Here is a 23,265-nt window from a genome sequence, read left to right as displayed (position 1 = left end):
ATGGCACGCGACAGATTCGACTTCGACCCGGACTGCGGGGACGCGGCCCTCACCGACGCCTGCCACGACATCGTCATCGGGCGCTGGCAGGGACTGCGGGACCTGCTGCGGGTCACCGGTCCCAACTGGCTCGCCCGCGGACATCGCGTCCGGCTGCTCGCCCAGGCCTGCGCGGGCAGTTCGACGGTGGAGTCGTGGCTGGCGGCCGAACCCCGCAGCGGCGACGCGCTGGTGCTGCGTGCAGCGACCGAGACGGCACGTGCGTTCAACATGGCCATCACCGCGGGCCGGGGCGTGCCGATCGACCAGCGGCGCATCGACGCGGCGGTGACGGCGTGCCTGCTGGCCGCGGAAGCCTACCTGGACGACCCGACGCCGTGGATCTCGTTGATCTCGGTGGCCCGGCTGTACTCCGCGGGGGTGCGCCGGCAGGAACTGGGGCGCTGGTGGGACGAGTTGCACCAGCGCGACCCGTACAGCGTGGAGGGCCATCTCCAGGTCCTGCACTACTACTCGGCGCGCTGGCACGGCACGCACGGCCTGATGTACGACTTCGCCCGCGACGCGGCAGGCGTGGCACCCCCGGGCTGCGCGCTGCCGGTGCTGGTGCAGTACGCGCGGGTGGAGGAGTACCGCTACGCCCTCGACGCGGCCCGCGGCAGCCGCTCCGCCGTGGGCCTGGGGCAGCACTGGAGCCACGACGGCGCCGTCAGCGACGTACGCCGGACCTGGCAGCGCTGGATCATGGGCGGGACGCACAACGGCATCGCCCCCGGCGAGCTGCGCGACGTCAACTACCTTGCGCACGCCGCCTGTCTGGGCGGTGTCACGGACGTCGCGGGGCCTCTGCTGCGGATGCTGGGCCGGCGGGCCACGCGAACTCCCTGGTCGTACACGGGAGATCCGCAGCAGCAGATCCTGAAATCGCGCAAGGAGCTGAAGTTGCGCGGCTGAGCGGACGGCGGGCCTACTCGGCGGGCTGCTCGGCGGCCGGGGCCAGGTCCGCCGTCCACTTCTCCTCGATCCGGCCGAACTTCCACACCAGCAGGGCCACGGCCCAGGTGGCGAAGAACAGGCCGACGATGACGAAGCCGACGGTGTTGAGGTCGAGGCCGGCGACCCAGTCCCAGAAGAAGCCGTGCAGACCGAGCTTCCCGGCGAGCAGCCCGAGGAGTTCGACGCTGCCGATGAGCAGGGCGACGGCGACGGAGAGGCCGGTGATCGTGAGGTTGTAGTAGACCTTGCGGACCGGCTTGGAGAAGGCCCAGCCGTAGGCGAAGTTCATGAACGAGCCGTCGATGGTGTCCAGGAGCGACATCCCGGCGGCGAACAGGACCGGCAGGCACAGGATCGCGTACCAGGGAAGCCCGGAGGCGGCACCGGAGCCGGCGAGGACGAGCAGCGCGATCTCGGTGGCGGTGTCGAAGCCGAGGCCGAAGAGCAGCCCGAGCGGGTACATCTGCCAGGGCCTGTCGATCGACTTCATCAGGCGGCCGAGGAGGCGGTTCATGAAGCCGCGCTTGTTCAGCTGCTCCTCGAGGGCGGCCTCGTCGAAGTGGCCGGAGCGCATCTGCCGGAAGACCTTCCAGATCCCCGCCATGATCACGAGGTTGATGATCGCGATGACGTAGAGGAAGGTCCCGGAGACGGTCGTGCCGATCAGGCCGGTGACGTCGTGGAGTTCGGAGCCGTCGTCACGGACCGGTCCGGCCACGGCCTTGACGCCGAAGGAGAGCAGCAGCGCCAGGGCGAAGACCACGCTGGAGTGCCCGAGCGAGAACCAGAAGCCGACCGACAGCGGCCGCTGCCCCTCGCCCATCAGCTTGCGGGTGGTGTTGTCGATCGCCGCGATGTGGTCCGCGTCGAAGGCGTGCCGCATGCCGAGCGTGTACGCGGTGACCCCGATGCCGATGCCGAAGGACTTCTGGCCGATGCTGTAGTGCTCGGGTGCGACGATCCCGACGAGCGTGAACCAGCCGATCACGTGCAGGGCGATCACGAAGGCGGCCATTCCCCCGATCCTGGTCCACTCCTCCCGTGTGATCGACCTGCGGGCGCGGCGCCAGGCGGAGACCTCGGCGGGCGCCGGGGCGGCGAGGGGCGGGTCTTGAGTGGCCGTCATAACTGCCATCATCACCTACTTGCACATCATGTGCAGTAAAGGCCGTGACAGCTCTTTGTCATGGAACCGGAAAGATCACGAAAGCCGCTGGTCAGGGGGTTGCGTTCGGCCCGTTCGGGCGGCTGTGGCGCTGCTCGACCATCTCGCGGGTCAGCTCCTCCGTCTCCGGCTCGGACAGCCGCTCGAAGCCGTACCCGGTGATCACGGACACGATCGGGAAGATCCGGCGGTTGATGTCCGGGCCGCCGGTCGCGGAGTCGTCGTCGGCCGCGTCGTAGAGCGCCTGGAGGGCGGTCAGCGCCGCCTCGCGCCGGTCCATGCCCTTGCGGAACAGCTTCTTCAGCGCGCCCCGGGCGTACGGCGATCCGGAGCCCTCGGCGTGGAAGTCCGCCTTCTCGTAGAGACCGCCGACGACGTCGAAGCTGAAGATACGGCCCCTCTCCCCCTCCGGCGCCGACGTGTCGTAGCCGGTGAGGAGCGGTACGACGGCGAGGCCCTGCATCGCCTGGCCGAGGTTCTGCCGGATCATGCCCGCCAGCCGCCGCGCCTTGGCGTTGAGGGTCATGGGGATGCCCTCGATCTTCTCGAAGTGCTTCAGCTCGACCTGGTACAGCTTCACCATGTCCAGCGCGAGGCCCACGGAGCCGGCGAAGGCCACGGCGGTGTGGTCGTCCGCGGGGTGCACCTTCTCCAGGTCGCGCTGGGCGATGAGGTTGCCCATCGTGGCACGGCGGTCGCCCGCGATCATCACGCCGTCGCGATAGGCCAGGGCCAGCACGGTGGTGCCGTGCGGGAACCGGCCGTCACGGGCGCGCACGCCGTCGGGGAACGGGCGGCGGGTGGGCAGCAGCTCGGGGCGGTGCGCCGCCAGGAACTCCGTGAAGGACGCGGTTCCCGGAGTGAAGAACTCCGCCCCCGGCCGGCCGTCCGAGTCGCTCGCTGCCATGCCGCTCCCCCTCCGCGTCGAACCGACAACCTCAGTCCTACCTGAAGCGGGGCCGCGGGAAACGCCCCCGCCGTCCGGCGGGGGCGTTCGCGTCAGCGCGCGTTGGGGGTGCGGTGCGGGGGCTGCGCGGGCGCCGGGCGGGACGGCGACCGCGGGACGGCGCGGACCGCCGGGTCGTCGCCGTGCAGCGTCAGCCGGTCCCCGTGGTGGCGGATCGTCAGCGGTGATCCGGACTGCAGGGTGTAGGTGGCCTTGTCCGGGCCGATCTCCACGCGCAGCCGGCGGCCGAGGACCTGAAGGGAGAAGGCCAGCCTGCTGAACTTCTCCGGCAGGCGCGGCGCGAAGCTCAGGGTGCCGCCGTCGCGGCGCAGCCCGCCGAAGCCCGCGACCAGGGCCATCCAGGTGCCGGCCAGCGACGCGATGTGCAGTCCGTCGCGGGTGTTGTGCTCCAGGTCGGCCAGGTCCATCAGGGCGGCCTCGGCCGTGTAGTCGTAGGCGAGGCGCATATGGCCGGCCTGGGCGGCGATGACGGCCTGTACGCACGCCGAGAGCGAGGAGTCCCGGACGGTGAGTGGTTCGTAGTAGGCGAAGTTGCGTGCGATGTGCTCGTCGTCGAAGTAGCTGCCGCAGGTGTACATCGCCAGCACCAGGTCGGCCTGCTTGATCACCTGCTTGCGGTACAGGTCGAAGTACGGGTAGTGCAGCATCAGCGGGTAGTGGTCCGGGCCGGTGCCGGCGAAGTCCCAGCGCTGGTAGCGGGTGAATCCGGCGTGCTGCTCGTGCACGCCGAGCTCGTCGTTGTACGGGATGTGCATCGCCTCGGCGGCGTCACGCCAGGCCGCGCTCTCCTCGTCGTCGACACCGAGCCGCGCCGCCTGGTCCGGGTGGCGCTCGCAGACGTCGGCCGCGGCCAGCAGGTTCGAGCGGGCCATGAGGTTGGTGTACGTGTTGTCGTCGGCGATCGCGCTGTACTCGTCAGGACCGGTGACGCCGTCGATGTGGAACGTGCCGGAGTGGTCGTGATGGCCGAGCGAGCGCCACAGCCGGGCGGTCTCCACCAGCAGCTCGACACCCGCTTCGCGCAGGAAGTGGGTGTCGCCGGTGGCCTCCGTGTACCGCATGACGGCATCGGCGACGGCGGCGTTGATGTGGAAGGCCGCGGTGCCGGCCGGCCAGTACGCCGATCCCTCCTGGCCCTCGATGGTGCGCCAGGGGAACGCGGCGCCGCTCAGGCCGAGTTGGGCCGCGCGTTCCCGGGCGGCGTCCAGGGTGCTGTGCCGCCAGCGCAGCGCCTCGCAGACGGCCTCGGGCGCGGTGTAGGTGAGCAGGGGCAGCACGAACGTCTCGGTGTCCCAGAAGGCGTGGCCGTCGTATCCGGAGCCGGTCAGGCCCTTCGCGGGGATCGCGCGCCGCTCGGCGCGGGCGCCCGCCTGCAGGACGTGGAAGAGGGCGAAGCGGACGGCCTGCTGGACTTCCTCGTCGCCGTCGACCTCGACGTCCGCGCGCGCCCAGAAGTCGTCGAGGTAGGCACGCTGGTCCTCCAGGAGGCCGTCCCAGCCGCTGTGCCCGGCCGCCGCCAGCGCCGCCTCGACCTGGTCGCTCATCGCGGGCCGCGAGCGGGCGGCGGACCAGCCGTGGGCGACCATCTTCTCCACGCGCAGGGTCTCGCCGGGTTCCAGCACCGAGGTGACCGTCAGCCGGGCCACGTCCACGTTGCTCTCGCTGTTCATCGTGGTGCGTTCGGGGCCGGTGACCTGGTGGTCGGCGGCCACCGCCACGCGCAGCCCGCTGCGCCTCGTGCTGTGCACCAGGCGCAGCCGGTGGCCGACGGCGACGTCCTCCTCGGCCTCCAGCGGCGAACTCAGTGCCTGGGCCGCGCGCGGGTCGCCGTTCGCCCCGGGCAGGCTCTCGTTGGCGACCAGTTCCGACTGGATCACCACCCGGGAGCGGCTGTCGACGGCCTCCACCTCGTAGGCGATCGCGGCGATGGCCCGCTGGGTGAGCGAGACCAGGCGGGTGGAGCGCACGCGGACGGTGGTTCCGGCGGGTGAGGTCCATTCGCAGGTGCGTTCCAGCACGCCACGCCGCAGGTCGAGCACCCTCTCGTGGGAGACCAGGCGGCCGTAGCGCAGGTCGAAGGGCTCGTCGTCGACGAGCAGCCGCAGGACCTTGCCGTTGGTGACGTTGATGACGGTCTGGCCGGACTCGGGATAGCCGTAGCCGGCCTCCGCGTAGGGCAGCGGGTGCAGCTCGTGGACGCCGCTCAGGTAGGAGCCCGGCAGGCCGTGCGGTTCGCCCTCGTCGAGGTTGCCGCGCCAGCCGACGTGGCCGTTGGAGAGCGCGAAGACCGACTCGCTCTGCGCGAGGACGTCCAGGTCGAGCCGCGTCTCGCGCACGGCCCAGGGTTCGACGGTGTACGACCCGTGGGTGATCACGAGCGGTCCCCCAGCTCGTCGAGGTCCTTGACCACGATGTCGGCACCGTGCGCGTACAGCGCGTCGGTCTGGCCGACCCGATCGAGGCCGACGACGTAGCCGAAGCGGCCGGAGCGGCCCGCGTCCATCCCCGCCAGGGCGTCCTCGAAGACGGCCGCCCGGGACGGTTCGACGTCGAGGTCCCGTGCCGCCGCGAGGAAGGTGTCGGGGTGCGGCTTGCCGGGCAGCCCCCGCTCGGCGGCCACGACACCGTCGATCCGCACGTCGAAGAGCTGCTCCGCCCTGATCGAGCGGAGCACGTCCCGGGTGTTGGCGCTGGAGGAGACGATCGCGGTGCGCAGCCCCTGTGCCCGTACGGCCTGGATGTAGCGCATGGTGCCGTCGTACGCCTCGACGCCATCGGTGCGGATCTTCTCCAGGACCAGTGCGTTCTTGCGGTTGCCGACCCCGTTCACCGTCGCCGCGTCCGGCGGGTCGTCAGGCTTGCCCTCGGGCAGTTCGATGCCGCGGGAGGCGAGGAAGGTGCGGACGCCGTCCGCGCGGGGGCGCCCGTCGACGTACTCGTCGTAGTCGGCGGCGGAGTCGAAGGGCCGGAAGTCCTCGCCGTCTCGCTCGCGCAGGAAAGCGTCGAACGTCTCCTTCCAGGCGGCCGCGTGCACGACGGCCGTCCTGGTCACGACCCCGTCGAGGTCGAAGAGGCAGGCCTGGATGGATTCGGGAAGACCGAGCTGCGTCATACCGGACCGGTTCCCCTCAGGACGGTCGTTCAACATCGTGACACCCGCCACACGTGTCAGTCGTGCGGGAAGGAGTGGTGTTCGTGGGCGACCAGCCAGCGGTTTCGCTCCTTGCGAAGACCGAGGGTCAGCCGCAGGCGCAGGGTGGGGCGTTCGGCCAGTTCCTCGGGTGTCCCGCAGCGCAGCAGGGCGTGCGCGTAGGCGACGTCGGTGCCGGCGGTGACGTCGAGGGTCTCGATGTCGAAGCAGGCGCCCTGGGACTGCCACTGGAAGAACGGCGGCCAGGTCGCGCGGTAGGCGGCGAGGCCGTGCAGGCCCTCGTGCGGTGGTGGGACGTCGTACATGACGATGTCCTCGGCGTGGTCGGCGAGGACCGCGTCGAGGTCGCCGCGGTGGACGGCTTCGGCCCACCTCTCGACCAGTGTGCGGATCTGTGCTGCGTCGTCGGGCACGGCAGCGCTCCTTCCCTCACCGGGGAGATGTCCCCTGTACAGGGACGACTCCCCGACGCACCATGGTTCATCGCTCAACCGGCCGGGTGACACACTCTGCCCTGTGCCGCTGACTTTCGACGATCTCCTCGGCCGTGCCCGCGCTCTGCCCCGCGACGGGCGGCGCGCGGTCCTCGGCATCGCCGGCAGCCCGGGCGCGGGCAAGACGACGCTCGCCGAGAACCTGGTGCGCGAGCTGAACGGCAGCGGCCGGCCGTGGGTCGCGCACGTCCCCATGGACGGCTTCCACCTCGCCGACGCCGAGCTGGAGCGGCTCGGCCGCCGGGACCGCAAGGGCGCGCCCGACACCTTCGACGCGGCCGGGTACGCGGCGCTGCTCCAGCGTCTGCACGAGGACGAGTACGGCGATGTGGTGTACGCACCCGGCTTCGAGCGGGTGCTGGAGCAGCCGATCGCCGGAGCGGTCGCCGTGCCGCCGGCGGCCCGCCTGGTGGTGACCGAGGGCAATTACCTCCTGCTCGCGTCGGGCGTGTGGCCGCGGGTCCGCGGCCGGCTGGACGAGGTGTGGTTCTGCGAGCTGGACGAGGAGGAGCGGCTGCGCCGGCTGGTCGCCCGGCACGAGCGGTTCGGCAAGGGGCACGAGGAGGCGGTCGAGTGGGTGATGCGCAGCGACCAGCGCAACGCCGAACTGGTCGCCGCGGCCCGCGAACGGGCGGACTTGACGGTGCCGATGGGCGACCTGGCCCTCACGTACTGACCGCGCGCACCGTCAACTCCGGCTCCCCCCGCTTGCCGTCGGCGCCGATCACCGCGGTGAAGGCGGCGGTTCGGACGGTCAGTTGGTCCCCCGCCCGTTCCACCGACACCGTGAGCGGCCCCGTGGAGCCGTACCGTACGGCGAACACGTGCAGATCGTCCGGCGCGTCCGGGATCGGGCCCGCCTCCAGGGCGGTGGAGCTGACCAGGTGGCGCCAGCCCTCGTCGGGGTTGCCGTAGCCGCGCGGGTCGGCGGCGAGTGCGAACGCCGCCTGTTCCTGGGTGAGTTCACAGCGGGCGTCGAAGTGCTCCGCGCCCCGCGCCTCGGGGTGGGTCAGCCGCAGGGCGCCCGCCGACGCCACCGCGCCCTCGGCCGTCCGGCGCACCCGGTCGCCGTCGTCGGCCGCGTACGGCAGGCCGGCGAGCAAGTAGGGGTCTCCCGGCAGCCGTTCGACGGCGACCGTCGTCCACAGGCTTGCGCCGTCGGTGACGTAGAGGGACCGCACGTGCCGCAGGACGTGGTCGCGGCCGACCACCGGCTTGGTCACCAGCTTCGCCGTCAGCCCGCCGGTGCGCAGGTCGCGGACCCGGACCTCGCCCATGGGGCGGCAGAACACGAACCCGTCCAGCACGGGTCCGAAGCCGTGCTGGCGGTTCACGGCCGCGGGCAGGTAGTAGGTGCCGGCCGCCTCGACGACGGAGGGAGTCATACGGTCGTCGAAGGCCACCGAGACGGTTCCCGACCGGAGTTGGTGGCGCGCCGGCTCGGCCGACGGGGTGCGGTGCCAGCGCGTGGGGTCCTGGATCTGCCAGACCAGCATCCAGGCGAAGTGGCCGTCGACCCCGCCGTCGGGCTTGACCGCGTGACGTGCCCAGCGGGTGTCGCCCCGGTAGCGGCCGAGGTCGGAGCCGATACGGCGGCCGAAGTAGCGCAGGCCGAGCACCGACTCGAAGCCGGAGTGCTGCTCGCTGTAGCGGGGGCCGCCGTTGTCGAAGCCGCCGTTCGTGAGGCGGGCGTCGAGGTAGCGGGCGAGCACGTCGCCGTCCTCGGCGAACATCTCCTCGCCGCTGACCCGGTGGGCCTGGGCGAGGAAGGAGAGCGAGATCGGGCCGTAGTTGTTGTCGTACGCGCCGCGGTGCTCCGGGGGCAGCAGGGCACCCCGGTCGTGCACCCGGTGGGCGCGGATCTTCTCGGCGTACAGGCCGAGCGCCCGTGAGCGGACCGACTCCCGTTCCTGCGGCGGAAGATGGCGGGCCAGCATCAGGCCGCCGACGATGCAGCCGATGGCCTGGTTGCCGGCTTCCTGTGGGTTGAAGAAGGTGGCCTCGGTCAGCCAGCGCCAGTAGCCCCGTGCCACGTCGAGCAGTTGGGCGCGCTGCTCCGCGTCGACGAGGTCGTCCGGTGCGTCGAGGATATTGACCGCCTGGAGCAGCGCCCACACCGTGCTCGGCCAGTCGCCGATGGGGTGGGCGCCCGCCGTGAGGACGTAACGGGCGTACGGAAAACCGGAGTTGACGAGCCGCAGGTTCGGGTAGCCGGGGTTGTCCTCGGTGTAGACGCGCTCGCGCAGATGGAAGGCGAGGCTGCGGTGCACCGCCTCCGGCAGCCGCGGGTCCTCGGTCCGCTGCTGGGCGAGCAGCAGGAGGGACGTGAGGCCGAGGGAGGTGTCGCCGATGTCGTCGGCGCAGTCGGGGTGTTCGAGGTTGCCCTCCGGCGTCATCCGCCGCAGTGCCTCCTCGACGACGCCGGCGAGGACGGCGTCGTAGTCCTCGGGGCTGTCCGGCAGGTCGTGCAGCGGGCCGCGCTGATGGAGGAGGTGCACGGGAGGGGACGTGAGGTGCACGGGGATCAGCCCTTCATGCCGGAGATGGCCTTGGCGTGGGTCGTCGGGGTCACACGGCAGGTGCGGGCCGGTGGGCGCGCAGTGCGACGGTCAGTGTGTGCGGGCCGTGTCCACCGAGGTAGACACGGTTCCCGGTCGTCGCGTCGGTGCCGCCCACCACCGTGTAGTCCTGGCCCGGGTCGTACCGCAATACGTCGCTCCGCTCCGGACCGGCAAGCGGTTCGCCTGCCTCGACGGCGGCCTCGACCCGGATCTCGTCGTCACCGAGCCGATAGGTCATCGGCCCGGTCGTCAGGCACCAGCGCCCGTCGCCGATCGCTACGGCGCCCTCCGGCACGCCGCCCTGCCTGAAGGTCAGTTCCAGGGCCCAGGGCACCCGTGGTCCGCCGAGCTCGATCCGCAGGTCGGCACCGTCCTCCCTCAGCTCCACCTCGACGCGGGTCGTGTGGGAGACCTCGTCCCTCGGCCGGTCCGGGAAGGCCATCGCGGCCGAGAACCGTCCCTCGTCCGCCATACGGTAGGCGCCGTCGTCCCGGCGCCGGCCCGGCGGGAGCGGCTGGTAGTAGGCGGCCGTGAGGGTTTCGGTGAGCCGGTAGCGGGTGTCGGCGATTTGGTGCATGTCGGCGGCGCGGAACGGGCCCAGGTCGAAGAAGTCCCGCGAGAGGCGGACCGCGTCGAGGACCGCGTCCCCGGCGAACAGCCGCAGGAAGGTGGGATTGCAGGCGAGGCCCGAGCGGATGCGCCGGTGCTCGGGCACGTCGGAGCCGCCGTACAGGACGCTGTGCGCGATGGTGGAGGCACGTGTGGCGAGGCGCGCCGTGGTGATGTAACGGTCGCGGGGAAGGGGTTCCGGCGCCGAGGCCGGCAGCACTCGGCACAGGTCCGGGGTGAGGAGGGTCTCGGCGAGCAGGCCGGGGTCGTCGATGCCGCCGGCGGCCGCCAGCCGTGCCGCCCGGCTGAGGTCGCCCCGGCCGGTGCGGATCGCGAGCAGACGGAAGTGCGGCAGAAAGGGCGCCAGCGGAAACGGGTGGTTCTGGTCCTGCCGTCGCGAGTGGACGGTCTCCACCGTGCCGTCCGGCCTGATGAGGTCGAGGGTCGAGGTGAGGTTGCGTTCAACGGCGTCCCGCAGGTCGGCGCGGCCGAGCACGTCGGCCAGCAGCAGCAGCGACGGGTTGGACACGTGGGCCGCGTAGTTGGCGCTGCGTTCCGAGTAGAGGCCCTCCGCGTCGATGTCGACGCCCTCGGCGAGCCATTCCGCAACGCGGTCGAGCAGCCGGTCGTCGGGGAAGGACCGGTGCAGCCGGGCCAGCGCCGCGCACAGCTCCCAGCGGTGGTTCGGGGTGTGCACCCCGCCGGTCAGGAGACTGCCGGAGGCGGCGCCGGCGATCTCGGCGAGCGCGGCCGTGACGTCGCGCAGTTCGGGCCCCGCCCCGGCGGCGATGACGTGCGCGTCGCACACGTCGTTGACGGTGAACGCGGAATCCGGCGGTGACTGCACGTTGTCGCCGCCGCCGAAGAGGCCGGTGGGGGTCTGCGCGGCCCGGAGGGCGCGGAGGTGGGTCATCGCGGCGGCGACGGCCTGTCCGCTGCCGTGCAGTGCCGAGTGCGGGGAACGGTACGCCGCGACCAGGGTCTTCACCCTGCGTGCCAGAGCGCGGTGGGTCAGGCCGGCGGGTTCCTCGTCGGGGCGGGCCGCCGGCGGGGCGGCCCACCGGTCGGCGGCGCGGGCCACCGCGCGGACGAACTCGTGGTCGAACTCGTGGTCGAGCGGGGTGGGCACGGTCAGTCCTTGAGTCCGGCGTTGATGTCGGCGCCCATGACGTAGCGCTGGAAGACCAGGAAGATGACGATCAGAGGGATCATGGAGATGACCGATGCGCCGAGCAGGACCGACCAGTTGATGTTCTGCGCGCCGACGATGCTCTGAATGCCGATCTGCACGGTGAACTTGTTCGGGTCGTTGAGCATCAGGAGCGGCCAGATGTAGTCGTTCCACCGCCACTGGAACGACAGGATGGCGAGGGTCAGCATGATGGGCCGGGAGAGCGGCACCATGATCCGCAGGAAGATCGACAGTTCGCGGGCGCCGTCGATGCGTGCGGCTTCCACGAGTTCGTCGGGGACGGTCAGGAAGAACTGGCGGAACATGAAGCATCCGGTCGCGGTGAGCACGGCCGGCAGGATGATGCCGCCGAACGAGTTGTAGAGGCCGAGGTTGCGGACCACCAGGAACTCCGGGGCGAGCATGACCTCGGACGGCAGCATCGTCGTGGCCAGGATGCAGATGAAGAAGACCTTGAGCCACTTGTTGTCGTACTTGGCCAGCGCGTAGCCGGTGCAGCAGCTGGCTCCCACCGTGAGGATCGTCGTGATCACGCACACGATGGTCGTGTTGACGAAGTACTGGGAGAAGTTGGCACTGCGCCACGCTGTCAGGTAACCGGACAGGGTGGGGTTGTGCGGAACCAGCGTCAGCGGATAGGAGAACAGGTCGCCGGCCGGCTTGAGGGAGCTGAGGATGAACCACAGCACCGGCAGCCCGTAGAGGCACGCCAGGATCCACAGCAGTGTCGTCGCGGACACCGCCTGCCGGAGCCCGCCACGGCTCGTGCCACGGGGCCGCTTCCTGGAAACGGTCCGTCCGGGAGCGGCGTCGACCGGGCGTGGGATGTCTGTGGTTGTCATCGGTTCTCCACCCGCCGGTTGACGATCAGCTGGATGATCGCGACGGTCATCAGGATGAGCATGAGCACGAACGACGCGGCGCTCGCGTAGCCGATCTGGCCCCGCTGGAAGCCGGTCTGGTAGATGTACTGGACCAGCAGGTTGTTCGACGTTCCGGGTCCGCCGTTGTTGAGGGAGACGAACAGCGGGTATTCCTTCATCGCGTTGATCGTGTTGAGCAGGATGACGATGAACGAGGTGGGCGCGATGCTCGGCAGCGTGATGCTGATGAACTGGCGCCAGGGACCGGCGCCGTCGAGCGAGGCCGCCTCGTAGTACGACTTCGGTACGTTCTTGATCGCCGCGATGAACAGCAGCATCGAGAAGCCCGTCCAGGCCCAGGACGCCGCCATCACCACCACCACGAGCGACAGGTTCGCGTTCGACTGCCAGGGAACGGCGTGCCCGCCGAGCTTCTCGATGACGTAGTTGACCAGTCCGAAGTTCTCACCGAACAGCCACCGCCACAGGACGCCCACGACGATGGGCGACAGCAGCCACGGGATGAAGAAGACGACGCGGGCGACCGACACGCCCTTGGCGTGCTTGCTCACCAGCACGTTGGCGATCAGCAGCGACAGCGCGAAGTTCAGCGGAACGAAGAGGACGGTGTACAGCAGCGTCCGGATCAGCGCGTCGTAGAAGGTGGAGTCGCCGACCAGGTTGTGGTAGTTGGACAGTCCGACGAACTGGAACGCCCCTACCCCCGTGTAGTTCGTGAAGGAGTAGACGAGCCCGATCACCGCCGGCCAGAGGAAGAACAGCGCGAAGAGCACGACATTGGCCGCGATGAGGACGAGCGGCGCGATGGTGTAGCTGTTGCGTCTCCTGGGCGGGCTCACGGACAGGTCCGAGGCGTGAGTTGTCATCTTCCTGACTCCGTGCTGGTGGAATGGATTGCTGTGGGCTCAGGCCATGAGCCCGGCATCACATGGGCGCCCGAGGGCCGGGCGGCGGTGTCTCGACCCCGCCGCCCGGCCCTGTGGCCTACGATCCGCCGCCGACCTGCTGGTTGTAGCCGTCCACGATGTTCTGCAGGGCCTTGTCGGCCGACTGCTGGCCGTTGACCGCCTTGCCGAGCTCCGTCTTGGTCGGGTCGGTGGTCAGGCTCTTGCCCTTCAGCACCCATTTCGTCTGCGCGGTGTTGAAGTACCCGGAGATCGGGGCGTAGAGCGGGATCTCCTCGTTGTACAGCTTGAACGCCGCCTGCGCCGCCTCGGAGGTGAAGGGGTACTTCGGGCTCAGGCCGCTCTCGACCGGGAGGAACCCGGAGGTCTCGACCAGCTCGGTGTACTGCTTCGGCTCGTACACCCAGGACATGAACTTCTTCGCGGCGGTGGCGGCGGCGCCGTTGTTGTTGAACCCCACCATCATGCCGCCGCTGTTGACGTCGCTGGCCTGCACCGGCTCGGCGGGAGTCGGGACGCTCGCCCAGTCGAACTTCTTGATGCTCTGCGCGAAGGCGGGAACCTGCCACACGCCGGACCAGTAGGCGACCACGTCACCGCTCTGGAACATCGCCGACGGGTCCGCGCCGCTGGTCCACACCGACTTCGGCATGGTCTTGTCGTCGTTCAGTCCGACGAAGTACTTCACGGCCTTCTTGGTCGCGGCGTCAACGGAGAACTTGCCGGAGGAGTCCGCGTGGACGTACTTCCCGCCCATCTCGTACACCATGGCGCGGAGCCGGGACGGCGACTGGTCGAACGTGAGGGAGTACTTGGCGCCGGTCTTCTCCCGGACCTTGTCCGCCGCCTTGATGAAGTCGGTCCAGGTCCAGGTCTTGTCGGGCGAGGCCGGGACGGAGACGCCGGCCTTCTTGAACAGCGTCTTGTTGATGAACAGGCCGGACGCGGTGACGTCCGAGGGGATGGACAGCACCTTCCCGGACGAGTCCTTGGCGAGGAAGTTGGCGTTGATGTTGTAGCTCTTGTTGCCGGCGATGGAGCTGAGGTCGATCAGTTTGTTCGACCAGATCGGGTCCAGCGCCGGCACGTCCGCCACGTCGGGCAGCGAGTTCGCCTGCGCGGCGTTGTGGAGCTTCGTCGGGTAGCCGTCGTAGGGGATGTTGACGAGCTTGACCTTGACGCCGGTTTCCTTCTTGTACTGCGCCACCAGCTTCTTCCAGCCCGCGTCCTGCCCCGGAACGGTGGAGATCCAGAACGTCAGCGACTTGGCGTTTCCGCCCGAGCCGGATCCCGACCCGCCGCACGCGGAGAGCAGAAGGGCACCTGCCGTGGCCACGGCAGCTAGGGGAATCACCCGGCGTATGCCGCCGCGGCCGAGTCGGCGGGAGCGCCGCACACCCACACTGGTCATCTTCGATCCCATTTCGTCATAGGGGACGGAGCACGGCGCCGACCGAGGCGGCACGGGTGCATTTTGCAGGAGATTTCGCTTTCCGGGGGCGCGGCCTCGCCCGGCCGCTCGCTCCTCGAAGGGTGGGATCCCCGGCCGTCAGGGCCGTCGCCGCACAAGCACGCCCTCGTGCGGCTGCCGTACTTCGCGTACGGGCGGGACGCCAACCCAAGCCGGTGTCCCGACCGACTTAGAAAGCGCTTGTCCGGACATTGGCAGACCGAGTCGGAGGCCGTCAATCCTTCGCCCGCGCGGCCTCGGTCACGGTTTGGACTCCGCGGGCCACCGCGAGCCGGGTGGCGCCGACGACCGTGCCGAGGTCACCGACGGTGCTGCTGACCACTTCGGTGGGCCAGCTCAGCCGGGCGAGTTCGGCCCGCACACCGGGAAGAATCTGCGGGTCGGCGGCGGTGCTGCCGCCCAGGACGAGCAGCCCGGGGTCCAGTACGGCGGTCACGGCGGCGGCGAGCCGGCCGACGTCCGCGGCATGCCTGCGGAGCACGCCACGAGCCGTCTCCCGGCCCTCGCCGGCGAGGGCGAAGAGCTGCTCGGCGGTGCGCGGGCACGGCCCGTCCTGGTCCCGCCAGGCGTCCGCCGCCCGGCGCAGGAGCGAGCGCGAGCCGATGTACTCCTCGATCGCCTCGTGGCGCGGCTCGCGGCCCTCGTCCCAGGGGTAGGGCAGCCGGGCCAGCTCACCCGCGGCGCCGTTGGCCCCGCGCAGCACCTGCCCGCCGACCACGATGCCGAGACCGATGCCGACGCCGATGCGCAGATAGCCGAAGGTGTGCCGGCCGCGCGCGGCGCCTTCGTGCAGCTCGGCGAGCGCGGCGCAGTTGACGTTGTTCTCGAGGTGGACCGGCACACCCGGCGGCAGCGCGACGGCCATGGCGTCGAAGACGGGACCGGCCTTGGCCGTCGCGGGGCGCACGCCGAAGCCCTCCTTGCCCCGCGCCGTGACATCTCCGACGGCGACGACGACGGTGCGCAGCGGTGCCCCGTCCGGCAGCGCGGCCAGCGCCTCGCGCACCACGTCGGGGGCCTCGGGCCGGGTCCCCGTGGCCTCGGCGAGCAGGGTGCCGTCCAGGGCGCAGCCGCGCACCCGGGTCACGGCGGGGCCGAGGTCGACGGCGAGCACCGCGCCGGCGGCCGGTCCGAGGCCGTAGACGGCGGCGGACCGGCCCGTGGCACCGGAGGCGGTGCCGGAGTGGGCGGCGAGCCGGGCGCCCTCCAGCTCGGCGACGGCGGAGGACACGGTCGGCTTGGACAGACCCGCCAGGCTCGCGAGCTGCGGCCGGGTCGCGCTGCCCGCCTCGGCGAGCACGGCGAACACAGCGCTCGCGCTCTCGGTCAGGCGGGGGGCTTGCGCCACGTCGTGTATCACGGTTCTCCCACAGGTCAGGGTCGCTCGGTGATCGAGTGCGCGACACCTCTTGACGCACTGTACTTCGTTAGTTAACTTCCTAACGAACTTCACGGTACTCGCCTGCCGTGTCCGTCAGAGGCCCGTCCCGGGGCTTCCCGAATTCCCCAACTCTCCTTGTTCCAGGCACGGTTCGCCCGCCGTCGCAGTGCAACGCACATGCAGCACAACGACGAAAGAGGTTCCGTGCAGGACTCCACGCCCCTCGTGGTCGGCATCGACGTGGGTGGCACCAAGACACATCTGCGTGCCTACGCCGGTTCCGCCCGCGTCGCCGACCATGTGCGGACGAGCAGCGGCTGGCGACCCCACGACCCCGTGGCCGCGGCCGGCCGGCTGGCCGCGGTGGTCGCCGCGGCGCTGCCCGCGGGCACACGCCCGTCCGCCGTCGCCGTGGGCGGCCACGCCTGCGAGACACCGCGTCAGTGCGGGCAGATACGTACCGCTCTGCAACTCCACTTCGACGTGCCCGCCTCGGTCGTCGGCGACGCCGAACTGCTGGTGCCCGCCGCCGGTCTGGACAAGGGCGTCGGCCTGGTCGCCGGCACCGGGTCCGTCGCGGTGGGCCGACTGCCCGACGGCGGCACCGTCCAGGTAGGCGGCTGGGGCGCGGTGCTCGGCGACGAGGGCGGCGCCGCGGGTCTCGTACGTGAGGCGGCGCGGGCCGCGTGGGCGGCGCACGACCGCGGGGAGGAGCCCGACGCACTCGCCCGGGCTCTGCTCGCATCCTTCGGCGTCCCCGAGGTACCGGCGCTCGGCGCCGCGCTGGAGAGCGCCGCAGACGTGTCCGCGGACTGGGGCCGGCACGCGCCGGCCGTGTTCGCGGCCGCCGAGGCGGGCTCACCGCTCGCTCGTGCGGTGATCGCCGAGGCCGGCCGTTCGCTGGCCGGGCTCGTGGAACGGCTCGCCGGGCGCGGGGTCGCGGTGGACGACGTGGTGGTCGCGGGCAGCACGATCCTCGCCCAACCCCCGCTGTACGACGCCTTCGTGGCCTCGCTCGCCGCGTCGGTACCGGGTGCGCGCCCGCAGCCACTGCGGGTGCCGCCGGTCGAGGGCGCCGTGGCGCTGGCCCGCTCGATCCTGTGAACGGGCCGGCCCGCGTTCACGCACCCGCCACGTCCCGGCCCCCGGCCCCTCGCCGACGGGTCAGGGCCCGACCGTAGATCTTCGCTCAAAGGTTCACGGGACCCACCGGATTCACCCGTCCCATGCGTCCCGCAAGGCACTTCTGCTCGCTCTTCCTTCCGGCCGCAGGGCCGCAGAACTCAAGAGAGGCACACACATGCCGTCATCAGCCGGGTACGGCTCCTCCTCCTCGCCGGCCGGTCGCCTCGCCGTCGGCAGACGGGGATTCCTCAAGACCTCCCTGGGCGCGTCGGCCGGTGTGCTGGCCGCGCCCACCTTCGTGACGTGGCTGACCGCCGCCGACGCCAAGGCCGCCACCGCGCCGGCCACGTTCGTCGACGACTACCGGACCAACGTCCCGGCGAACCTGACGCCCGAGACCAACGCCGTCGTCCGCGCCCTCGGCGGCTTCGCCCAGGTCTGGAAGACCGGCGGCGCCTGGAACACCGGCGCACCGCTGCGGCCCGAGGTGCTGCGCGCCAACATGCGCTACTGCGCCGCGATCACGGGTGCGCGCACGGACGCGGAGGCGAAGGAGGCGTTCCTCTACGACCGCCAGCACCAGAGCTACGCGATGATCGCGGGCCTGGGCCCCCTGGCCGGCCTCTACCGGGCGGGCGCCAAGGCGGTCACGTCGATCACCGTCGCCCCCGACGGCACGCCGCCCGCCAAGATCGACGACGCCGTGCCCGCCGACGCTCCGGCCGGCTCCGCGCTCGGCGCCGGGTCGCACGACTCCGCGCTCGGCAAGGTGGCCGAACTGGTCGACACGGTGCGCGGCCCGTACGCCTCCGGCAACCCGTCCAAGTACGCCTACCAGTACCCGCGCCCATGGCGCATGAACGAGGACAGCGAGGTCGTCGACACCGGCCGGACGGACGCGCTCGGCTTCCCCGTCTACGACTCCAAGGTGGCCGTCGCGCCGCAGCTGCTGCGCCAGCGCAGCACGAGCCCGGTGGACGACGGCGGCTTCCCCAGCGGTCACACCAACGCCTTCCACCTGGCGTGCCTGGCGTACGCGTACGCCGTGCCCGAGCGGTTCCAGGAGCTGGTGACGCGCGCCTTCGAGCTCAGCCACACCCGGATCGTGGCGGGCATGCACTCCACGGTCGACGTCCTCGGCGGCCGCATCATGGCCACCGCCCTCGCCGCCGCCACCCTGGCCGACCCGGCGAACGCCGCCCTCAAGGCCGCGGCCCGCGCCCAGGCCCTGGACTACTTCACCGCGGGGACCGGCACCACGGCCGACACGCTCTTCGCCTACGCCCACTCCGACGCGAGCGACGCCTACGCCGACCGGGACGCCAACGCCCGCGCGGTCGGGCCCCACCTCACCTATGTGCTGACCCGCCAGGGCGGCAGCCTGCCGCTCACCGTGCCGAAGGGCGCGGAGGTGCTGCTGGAGACGCGGCTGCCGTACCTCGACGCGGACCGGCGCCGCGAGGTGCTGCGCACCACCGCGCTGCCCTCCGGGTACGTGCTCCTCGACGGCTTCGAGCAGTGGGGCCGGCTCGACCTGTTCGCCGCGGCGGACGGTTACGGCGCCTTCGACTCCGACGTGACGGTGACGCTGGACGCGGCGGCGGGCGGTTTCCACGCGGCCGACAGCTGGCGCAACGACATCGACGGGGACGGCGGGCTGACCAAGCAGGGGTCCGGCACGCTCACCCTGACCGGCCACAACACGTACACCGGCGGCACCGTCGTGGCGGGCGGCACGCTGGTCGCCGCGTCGTCCCACGCGCTGGGCCACGGCGACGTGCGGGTGTCGGGCGGCACGCTGCGGGCGGAGCAGCCGGTGCGGGTGCACGGCGTGTACTCCCAGGAGTCCGCCACTCTGGAGCTGACGCTGCGCGCCGGCCACGAGCCCGCCCTGGAGGTGACGCGCCGCGCCCTGCTGGGCACGGGCAGCGCGCTGTCGCTGCGGCTCGACGACCGCAGGCCGCCGGCCGCGGGCAGCACGGTGCGCGTCCTGTCGGCCCCGCGGCTGCGCGGATCGTTCGACCGCGTCGAGCTGAACTCCGAGCGGCTGCGGGCCGTACCCGTCTACACGACGGAAGGTCTGTCGGTACGACTCCTGAAGCGGTGACGCCCCGGGGCGGGTGCTGGTGCGACAGTAGGGCCCATGGGACGGGTCCACATCACCCCCGCCCCCTCGCGGCCGGTGTCACCGCGGGGCGGATGATGGCGCACGAACAGCACTCGGTCCTCGAGCCGGGCACACGCGACGACGAGGAGCATCCGCCGGGACGGGCGCCGGCCGCCGGGCCGTCGCGACGGCCGGGACGGCGGTGGCTGGTGCCGCTGCTGGTGGTCGTGCTGCTCGGTCAGATGGCGGCGGCCATGGTCACCACGGCCGTGCAGCAGACGCCGACCATCGACGAGCCCATCTACGTCGCCACCGCCGCCGACTACCTGCACGAGCACCGCGTGCGCCTCAACCCCGAGCATCCACCGCTCGGCAAGCTGATCGTCGCCGCCGGGGTGGCGATCGCCGGCCCGCACGTCGACACGGCGTACAAGGGCGGCCAGAGCCAGGTCGGGCGGCATCTGCTGTACGAGTCCGGGAACGACCCGTGGCGGCTGATGTTCTGGGCGCGGCTGCCGATGATCGTGCTGACCCTGCTGTTCGGGCTCGTCGTGTTCGCGTTCACCCGTGAACTCGCGGGCCCGGTGGCCGGGTTGGCGGCCCTCGCGCTGTACGCCTTCTCCCCCGACGTCATCGCGCAGGGCTCGCTGGCCACGCTGGACGTGCCGGCGGCCGGCTTCGCGCTGACGTCGGCGTGGCTGCTGTGGCGGGCGCGGCGCAGGCCGCGGCTGTACGTGCCGCTGGGCGGTGCCGCGCTCGGAGCGGCCCTGGCCACGAAGATGAACGTGCTGCCGGTGGTTCCGGTCCTGATGGCGCTGGCCGCCTGGTCGGTGTGGCACGCGGGCGCCACGGACCGGCGCAGGACCCTGGTGCGGGCCACCGTGGCGGCGCTCGTCACCGCCGTCACGGCGGTGGCCGTCGTATGGGTGTCGTATCTGGTCGTCGATCCGCGGCTGCGCTGGACGCCCGCGCCCGACCAGCCCGTGCCCGCGGTGCACGGCCTGAAGGGGCTGCTCGTGCGGCTGATGCCGCTGCCGGCGTCCTACCGGGACGGCATGCGCATCCAGTTCGGGCTGGAGGACTACCCCTGGCAGGGCTTCCTCTTCGGGCATCTGTACACGGGGTCCCGGTGGTACTACCTGCCGGCCGCGCTGCTGGTGAAGACGCCGCTCGGCATGCTCGCCCTGTGGGCCGCGGGTGCCGTCGTGCTGGTGGCGGTACGGCGGTTGCGGCCCGCGGCGCCCTATGTGCTGGTGCCCGCCGCCGTGCTGCTGGCCGCCGCCATGACCGGGTCCCGTGACTTCGGGACCCGGTACGCCGTCTTCGTGCCGATGTTCCTCGCGGTGGCCGCGGGTTGCGTCCTCACGGTGCGGTGGCGGTGGGCGCCCTGGGTGACCGGCGCGCTGGCGCTGTTCGTCGCGGTCAGCTCGCTGCGGACGTTTCCGTACTACCTGCCGTACTCCAACGAGGCGTTCGGCGGTCCGGCTCAGACGCATCTGCGGCTGCACGACTCCAACGTGGACTGGGGCCAGGACCTCGGCCGGCTCGCGGACCGGCTGCACGAGCGGTACCGGGGCGAGCGGATCTGGCTCGTCTACAAGGGCAGTGGCGTGCCGGCGTACTACGGCATCGACGCCCGCGACCCGCGCGAGGTGGTGCCTCGTCAGGTCCGCGGCCTGCTGGTCGTGTCGGACTCGGCGGCGGCCAAGGCGCGGGGCCGGCTGGCCGCGTTGCTCCACAGCAGTCGCGCGATCGACGAGGTGGGGTATTCGATCACGATCTACCGGCGGTGAGACGTGCGCTACAAGCCCTGGTCACGACGGTGCGTGAGCTATGTTGAGGCACTGTGGGAGACAAAGGAGGCGCGCCGGTGCCATCGCCGCAGCAGGCACGCGCACAGGCATCCGCCATCACCTCGGGCAAGACCGCACCCGAAGTCGAGGCCGCCCCGGCCTCCCAGCTCAGGACGCTCTTCGACCGGCCCCGGCTCTCTCCCGGTCAGCGGCGTATCGCCCAGTACCTGATCGAGCACATCACCGAGGCGGCCTTCCTCTCGATCACCGACCTCGCCGAACGGGTCGGCGTGAGCCAGCCCTCGGTGACGCGCTTCGCCGCCGCGGTCGGCTTCAGCGGCTACCCCGCGCTGCGCGAGAAGCTCCAGTCGATCGCCCTCGGCACCCTGGCCGGCGGACCCGGCGCGACCGAGGAGAACGTCAGCAACGAGCTCCAGGCGGCGGTCGACGCGGAGATCGAGAACCTGGAGAACCTGCGGCGCGACTTCGCCGACCCCGACCAGGTCATCGACCTCGGCCGCAAACTGTCGGCGTCCACCCCGCTGACCGTTCTCGGGCTGCGCATCTCGGCCTCGCTCGCGGAGTACTTCGCGTACGCGGCGCGCCGTATCCATCCGGACGTGCGGCTGGTGACACGGGGCGGCAGCGTCGCCTACGACGCGCTGTTGCAGTCGCGTGAGGCGGGCGGTACATGGGTGCTGGCGTTCTCGATGCCCCGGCACGCCCAGGAGACCCTCACCGCGGTGCGGGTCGCGCGCAGCGCCGGGCTGCGGATCGCCCTGGTCACCGATCTGGCGCTCGGCCCGGTCGCCGCCGAGGCGGAGGTCGTCTTCGCCACCGGCACCGGTTCCCGCCTGGTCTTCGACACCTACGCGGCGCCCGGCGTGATCTCCTCCGCGCTGCTGCAGGCCATGACCGACGCCGACCCCGAGCGCACCCAGGCGCGCCTGGAGGAGTACGAGCAGATCTCCGAGCAGCACCAGTTCTTCCTGCGCGACTGAGCCGCCGCGCTCAGGAGCAACACCACTCACTCCGCCTTTCACACATTACAAAGGGACCTTTCGCTACATATCGCGCATGAATGTTTTCATGCGTCTTGCAAAGCGGACGGCATATATAAATACTGCTCAGGCGTCACCCCGGACACCCCCGGAGCCGCCGTCACCTACCCGCGTCGGCGCTCGTGGTGTCCGGGCGGGCCTCGTCCGTGCGAGGCCCTTGGCGGTCCCGGTCATCCCCTAGGCCGGGGCCGCCCGCCCCATGTCGGACCACCCTCCCGACGCCGCAGACCGGAAGCGACGATCATGCAACTGACGACCACGCGCATCAGCCCGGACTGGCCGTGCCAGGTCAAGCAGCCCGGTTCCTACGACTGGGAGCGCTCGGCGGCCAAGTGGCTGCGCGAACTGGTGCCCGCGCGCTACGGCAGCTACCCGGCGCTGATCCGCCATCCTGTACTGCTCGCCCGCCATGCGCACATCCAGGTCCAGCAGGAGATCCGCGTCGCCCGCACCGCCCTGCAGACCGCACGCGCCGACCTGCCGGCGCTCGGCCTGCAGGAGTCGGTCATCGAGCACACGATCAAGCTGTACGCGGCCGAGGTCATGCAGCTCCAGCACATCGCACGCAGCGTCCGCGCGGTCAGCCAGGCCCTGATCGACTCCGGGCGCTGAAGACGCCTCCGGTCCCGATGCATGATCCGTGCCACGCGTGGCACACGTGGTGACCATGAGCACCACCCAGCTGCGCGGAGGCAGACCGGTCACCAGCGTTCTCACCTGGCAGGTGCGCCCCGGCCGGGAGCAGGACTTCGAGGATTGGACCCGCGGGATCACCCGCTGCGCCAGACGGTTCCCCGGCAATGAGGGCGTCGCCTGGCTGCGCCCCGAGGGCGGGCACCGCTACCACGCGGTGGTCCGCTTCTCCGACGCACGCCGGCTGGCCACATGGCTGGAGTCCGACGAGCGGGCGTCGTGGCACGCGCGGATCGAGGACATCGCCACCGAGATCGGCAGCGAGCGGCAGTCGACAACCGGAATGGAGACCTGGTTCAGCCTGCCCGGCACCACGGTGCAGTCGCCGCCGCGCTGGAAGATGGTGCTCACCACCTTCCTGGGGGCCTATCCCTGCACCCTGCTCATCCAGTGGCTGGTGACGCCCCGCACCGCGATGTGGCCGCTGCCGCTGCGCGCGGCCGTGTTCCCCTTGGTGCTGCTGCCGGTGCTGACGTACCTCGTCATGCCACGGCTCAGCAGGCTGCTTCGGCTGTGGCTGTACCGGCCGCCAGACGACTGATCCACATGCGCGGCCGAAGCGCCGCCACCAGGTCTTCGGCCGTGCGTTCCCCGGTGGAACCGGAGTCGGCAAGACCGCGATCGGAACGCCTTCGATGTGCGATGCTCGACCCGTGACGAGCGAGCCCGCACCGGGTGCGGAATCCCGCGCCGCGCCGGACACCGTCGCG

The 23,265-nt window shown here is 71.3% G+C and carries 19 protein-coding genes; 8 read left to right on the top strand and 11 right to left on the bottom strand.

Annotated elements, in window-relative coordinates; translation table 11 throughout:
* Entirely contained in the window at window positions 1–954 is a 954-nt protein-coding gene (locus tag ACIBN2_RS32250; RefSeq protein WP_399139702.1) for a hypothetical protein, read from the top strand.
* Window positions 955–967: 13 nt separating this feature from the next.
* Here the strand turns inward: ACIBN2_RS32250 and ACIBN2_RS32245 are convergent, their stop codons facing one another.
* From ACIBN2_RS32245 to ACIBN2_RS32225, 5 genes are all read right to left on the bottom strand, one after another.
* The gene (locus ACIBN2_RS32245) at window positions 968–2,122 is read right to left on the bottom strand and encodes a HoxN/HupN/NixA family nickel/cobalt transporter (RefSeq protein ID WP_399139701.1); all 1,155 of its coding nucleotides are present in this window, start codon (window positions 2,120–2,122) and stop codon (window positions 968–970) included.
* A 91-nt stretch (window positions 2,123–2,213) separates the two neighbouring features.
* Window positions 2,214–3,068 (bottom strand): proteasome subunit beta, encoded by an 855-nt coding sequence (gene prcB, locus ACIBN2_RS32240; protein WP_399139699.1) that lies wholly within the window; start codon window positions 3,066–3,068, stop codon window positions 2,214–2,216.
* 92 nt (window positions 3,069–3,160) lie between these two features.
* Window positions 3,161–5,503 carry a glycoside hydrolase family 65 protein gene (locus tag ACIBN2_RS32235; protein WP_399139697.1) on the bottom strand — a complete coding sequence of 781 codons (2,343 nt, stop codon included), beginning with the start codon at window positions 5,501–5,503 and terminating at the stop codon, window positions 3,161–3,163.
* Entirely contained in the window at window positions 5,500–6,240 is a 741-nt protein-coding gene (locus tag ACIBN2_RS32230) for an HAD family hydrolase (RefSeq protein ID WP_399139695.1), read from the bottom strand. The genes ACIBN2_RS32235 and ACIBN2_RS32230 overlap by 4 nt, the downstream gene beginning before the upstream one ends.
* A gap of 56 nt (window positions 6,241–6,296) precedes the next feature.
* The gene (locus tag ACIBN2_RS32225) at window positions 6,297–6,692 is read right to left on the bottom strand and encodes a YybH family protein (protein WP_399139694.1); all 396 of its coding nucleotides are present in this window, start codon (window positions 6,690–6,692) and stop codon (window positions 6,297–6,299) included.
* Between the two features lie 103 nt (window positions 6,693–6,795).
* Between ACIBN2_RS32225 and ACIBN2_RS32220 the strand changes: the two genes are divergently transcribed.
* Complete coding sequence (locus ACIBN2_RS32220; protein WP_399139692.1) at window positions 6,796–7,449, top strand: nucleoside/nucleotide kinase family protein; 654 nt, start codon at window positions 6,796–6,798, stop codon at window positions 7,447–7,449.
* Here the strand turns inward: ACIBN2_RS32220 and ACIBN2_RS32215 are convergent.
* From ACIBN2_RS32215 to ACIBN2_RS32190, 6 genes are all read right to left on the bottom strand, one after another.
* Entirely contained in the window at window positions 7,439–9,271 is a 1,833-nt protein-coding gene (locus ACIBN2_RS32215; RefSeq protein WP_399139690.1) for a hypothetical protein, read from the bottom strand. The two genes, ACIBN2_RS32220 and ACIBN2_RS32215, sit on opposite strands and share 11 nt — an antisense overlap.
* Window positions 9,272–9,341: 70 nt before the next feature.
* Entirely contained in the window at window positions 9,342–11,072 is a 1,731-nt protein-coding gene (locus ACIBN2_RS32210) for a hypothetical protein (RefSeq protein WP_399139688.1), read from the bottom strand.
* 2 nt (window positions 11,073–11,074) lie between these two features.
* On the bottom strand, window positions 11,075–11,977 hold the full coding sequence (locus tag ACIBN2_RS32205; RefSeq protein ID WP_399139686.1) for a carbohydrate ABC transporter permease: 903 nt from the start codon (window positions 11,975–11,977) through the stop codon (window positions 11,075–11,077).
* A complete protein-coding gene (locus ACIBN2_RS32200; RefSeq protein ID WP_399139685.1) occupies window positions 11,974–12,885 on the bottom strand; it encodes a carbohydrate ABC transporter permease in 912 nt (303 codons plus the stop codon). The genes ACIBN2_RS32205 and ACIBN2_RS32200 overlap by 4 nt, the downstream gene beginning before the upstream one ends.
* A 118-nt stretch (window positions 12,886–13,003) precedes the next feature.
* Window positions 13,004–14,335, bottom strand: a complete 1,332-nt coding sequence (locus ACIBN2_RS32195) for an ABC transporter substrate-binding protein (RefSeq protein ID WP_399139683.1) — start codon at window positions 14,333–14,335, stop codon at window positions 13,004–13,006.
* Window positions 14,336–14,609: 274 nt separating this feature from the next.
* Window positions 14,610–15,743 (bottom strand): ROK family transcriptional regulator, encoded by a 1,134-nt coding sequence (locus ACIBN2_RS32190; protein WP_399139681.1) that lies wholly within the window; start codon window positions 15,741–15,743, stop codon window positions 14,610–14,612.
* A gap of 237 nt (window positions 15,744–15,980) precedes the next feature.
* On the opposite strand from ACIBN2_RS32190, the gene ACIBN2_RS32185 reads away from it, so the two are divergent.
* From ACIBN2_RS32185 to ACIBN2_RS32160, 6 genes are all read left to right on the top strand, one after another.
* A complete protein-coding gene (locus tag ACIBN2_RS32185; RefSeq protein WP_399139679.1) occupies window positions 15,981–16,880 on the top strand; it encodes an N-acetylglucosamine kinase in 900 nt (299 codons plus the stop codon).
* 196 nt (window positions 16,881–17,076) lie between these two features.
* A complete protein-coding gene (locus tag ACIBN2_RS32180; RefSeq protein ID WP_399139678.1) occupies window positions 17,077–19,008 on the top strand; it encodes a phosphatase PAP2 family protein in 1,932 nt (643 codons plus the stop codon).
* 92 nt (window positions 19,009–19,100) lie between these two features.
* On the top strand, window positions 19,101–20,801 hold the full coding sequence (locus ACIBN2_RS32175) for an ArnT family glycosyltransferase (RefSeq protein ID WP_399139676.1): 1,701 nt from the start codon (window positions 19,101–19,103) through the stop codon (window positions 20,799–20,801).
* Between the two features lie 77 nt (window positions 20,802–20,878).
* On the top strand, window positions 20,879–21,802 hold the full coding sequence (locus ACIBN2_RS32170; protein WP_399139674.1) for a MurR/RpiR family transcriptional regulator: 924 nt from the start codon (window positions 20,879–20,881) through the stop codon (window positions 21,800–21,802).
* A 303-nt stretch (window positions 21,803–22,105) separates the two neighbouring features.
* Window positions 22,106–22,474: a hypothetical protein gene (locus tag ACIBN2_RS32165; protein WP_399139673.1), complete on the top strand. Its 369-nt coding sequence runs from the start codon at window positions 22,106–22,108 to the stop codon at window positions 22,472–22,474.
* A 55-nt stretch (window positions 22,475–22,529) separates the two neighbouring features.
* Window positions 22,530–23,096 (top strand): antibiotic biosynthesis monooxygenase, encoded by a 567-nt coding sequence (locus ACIBN2_RS32160; protein WP_399139672.1) that lies wholly within the window; start codon window positions 22,530–22,532, stop codon window positions 23,094–23,096.
* The last annotated feature ends 169 nt before the right edge of the window (window positions 23,097–23,265 follow it).

The organism is Streptomyces sp. NPDC050534 (assembly GCF_044457745.1).
Classification (GTDB): Bacteria; Actinomycetota; Actinomycetes; order Streptomycetales; family Streptomycetaceae; genus Streptomyces.
This window is presented reverse-complemented; position numbering and strand designations above follow the sequence as displayed.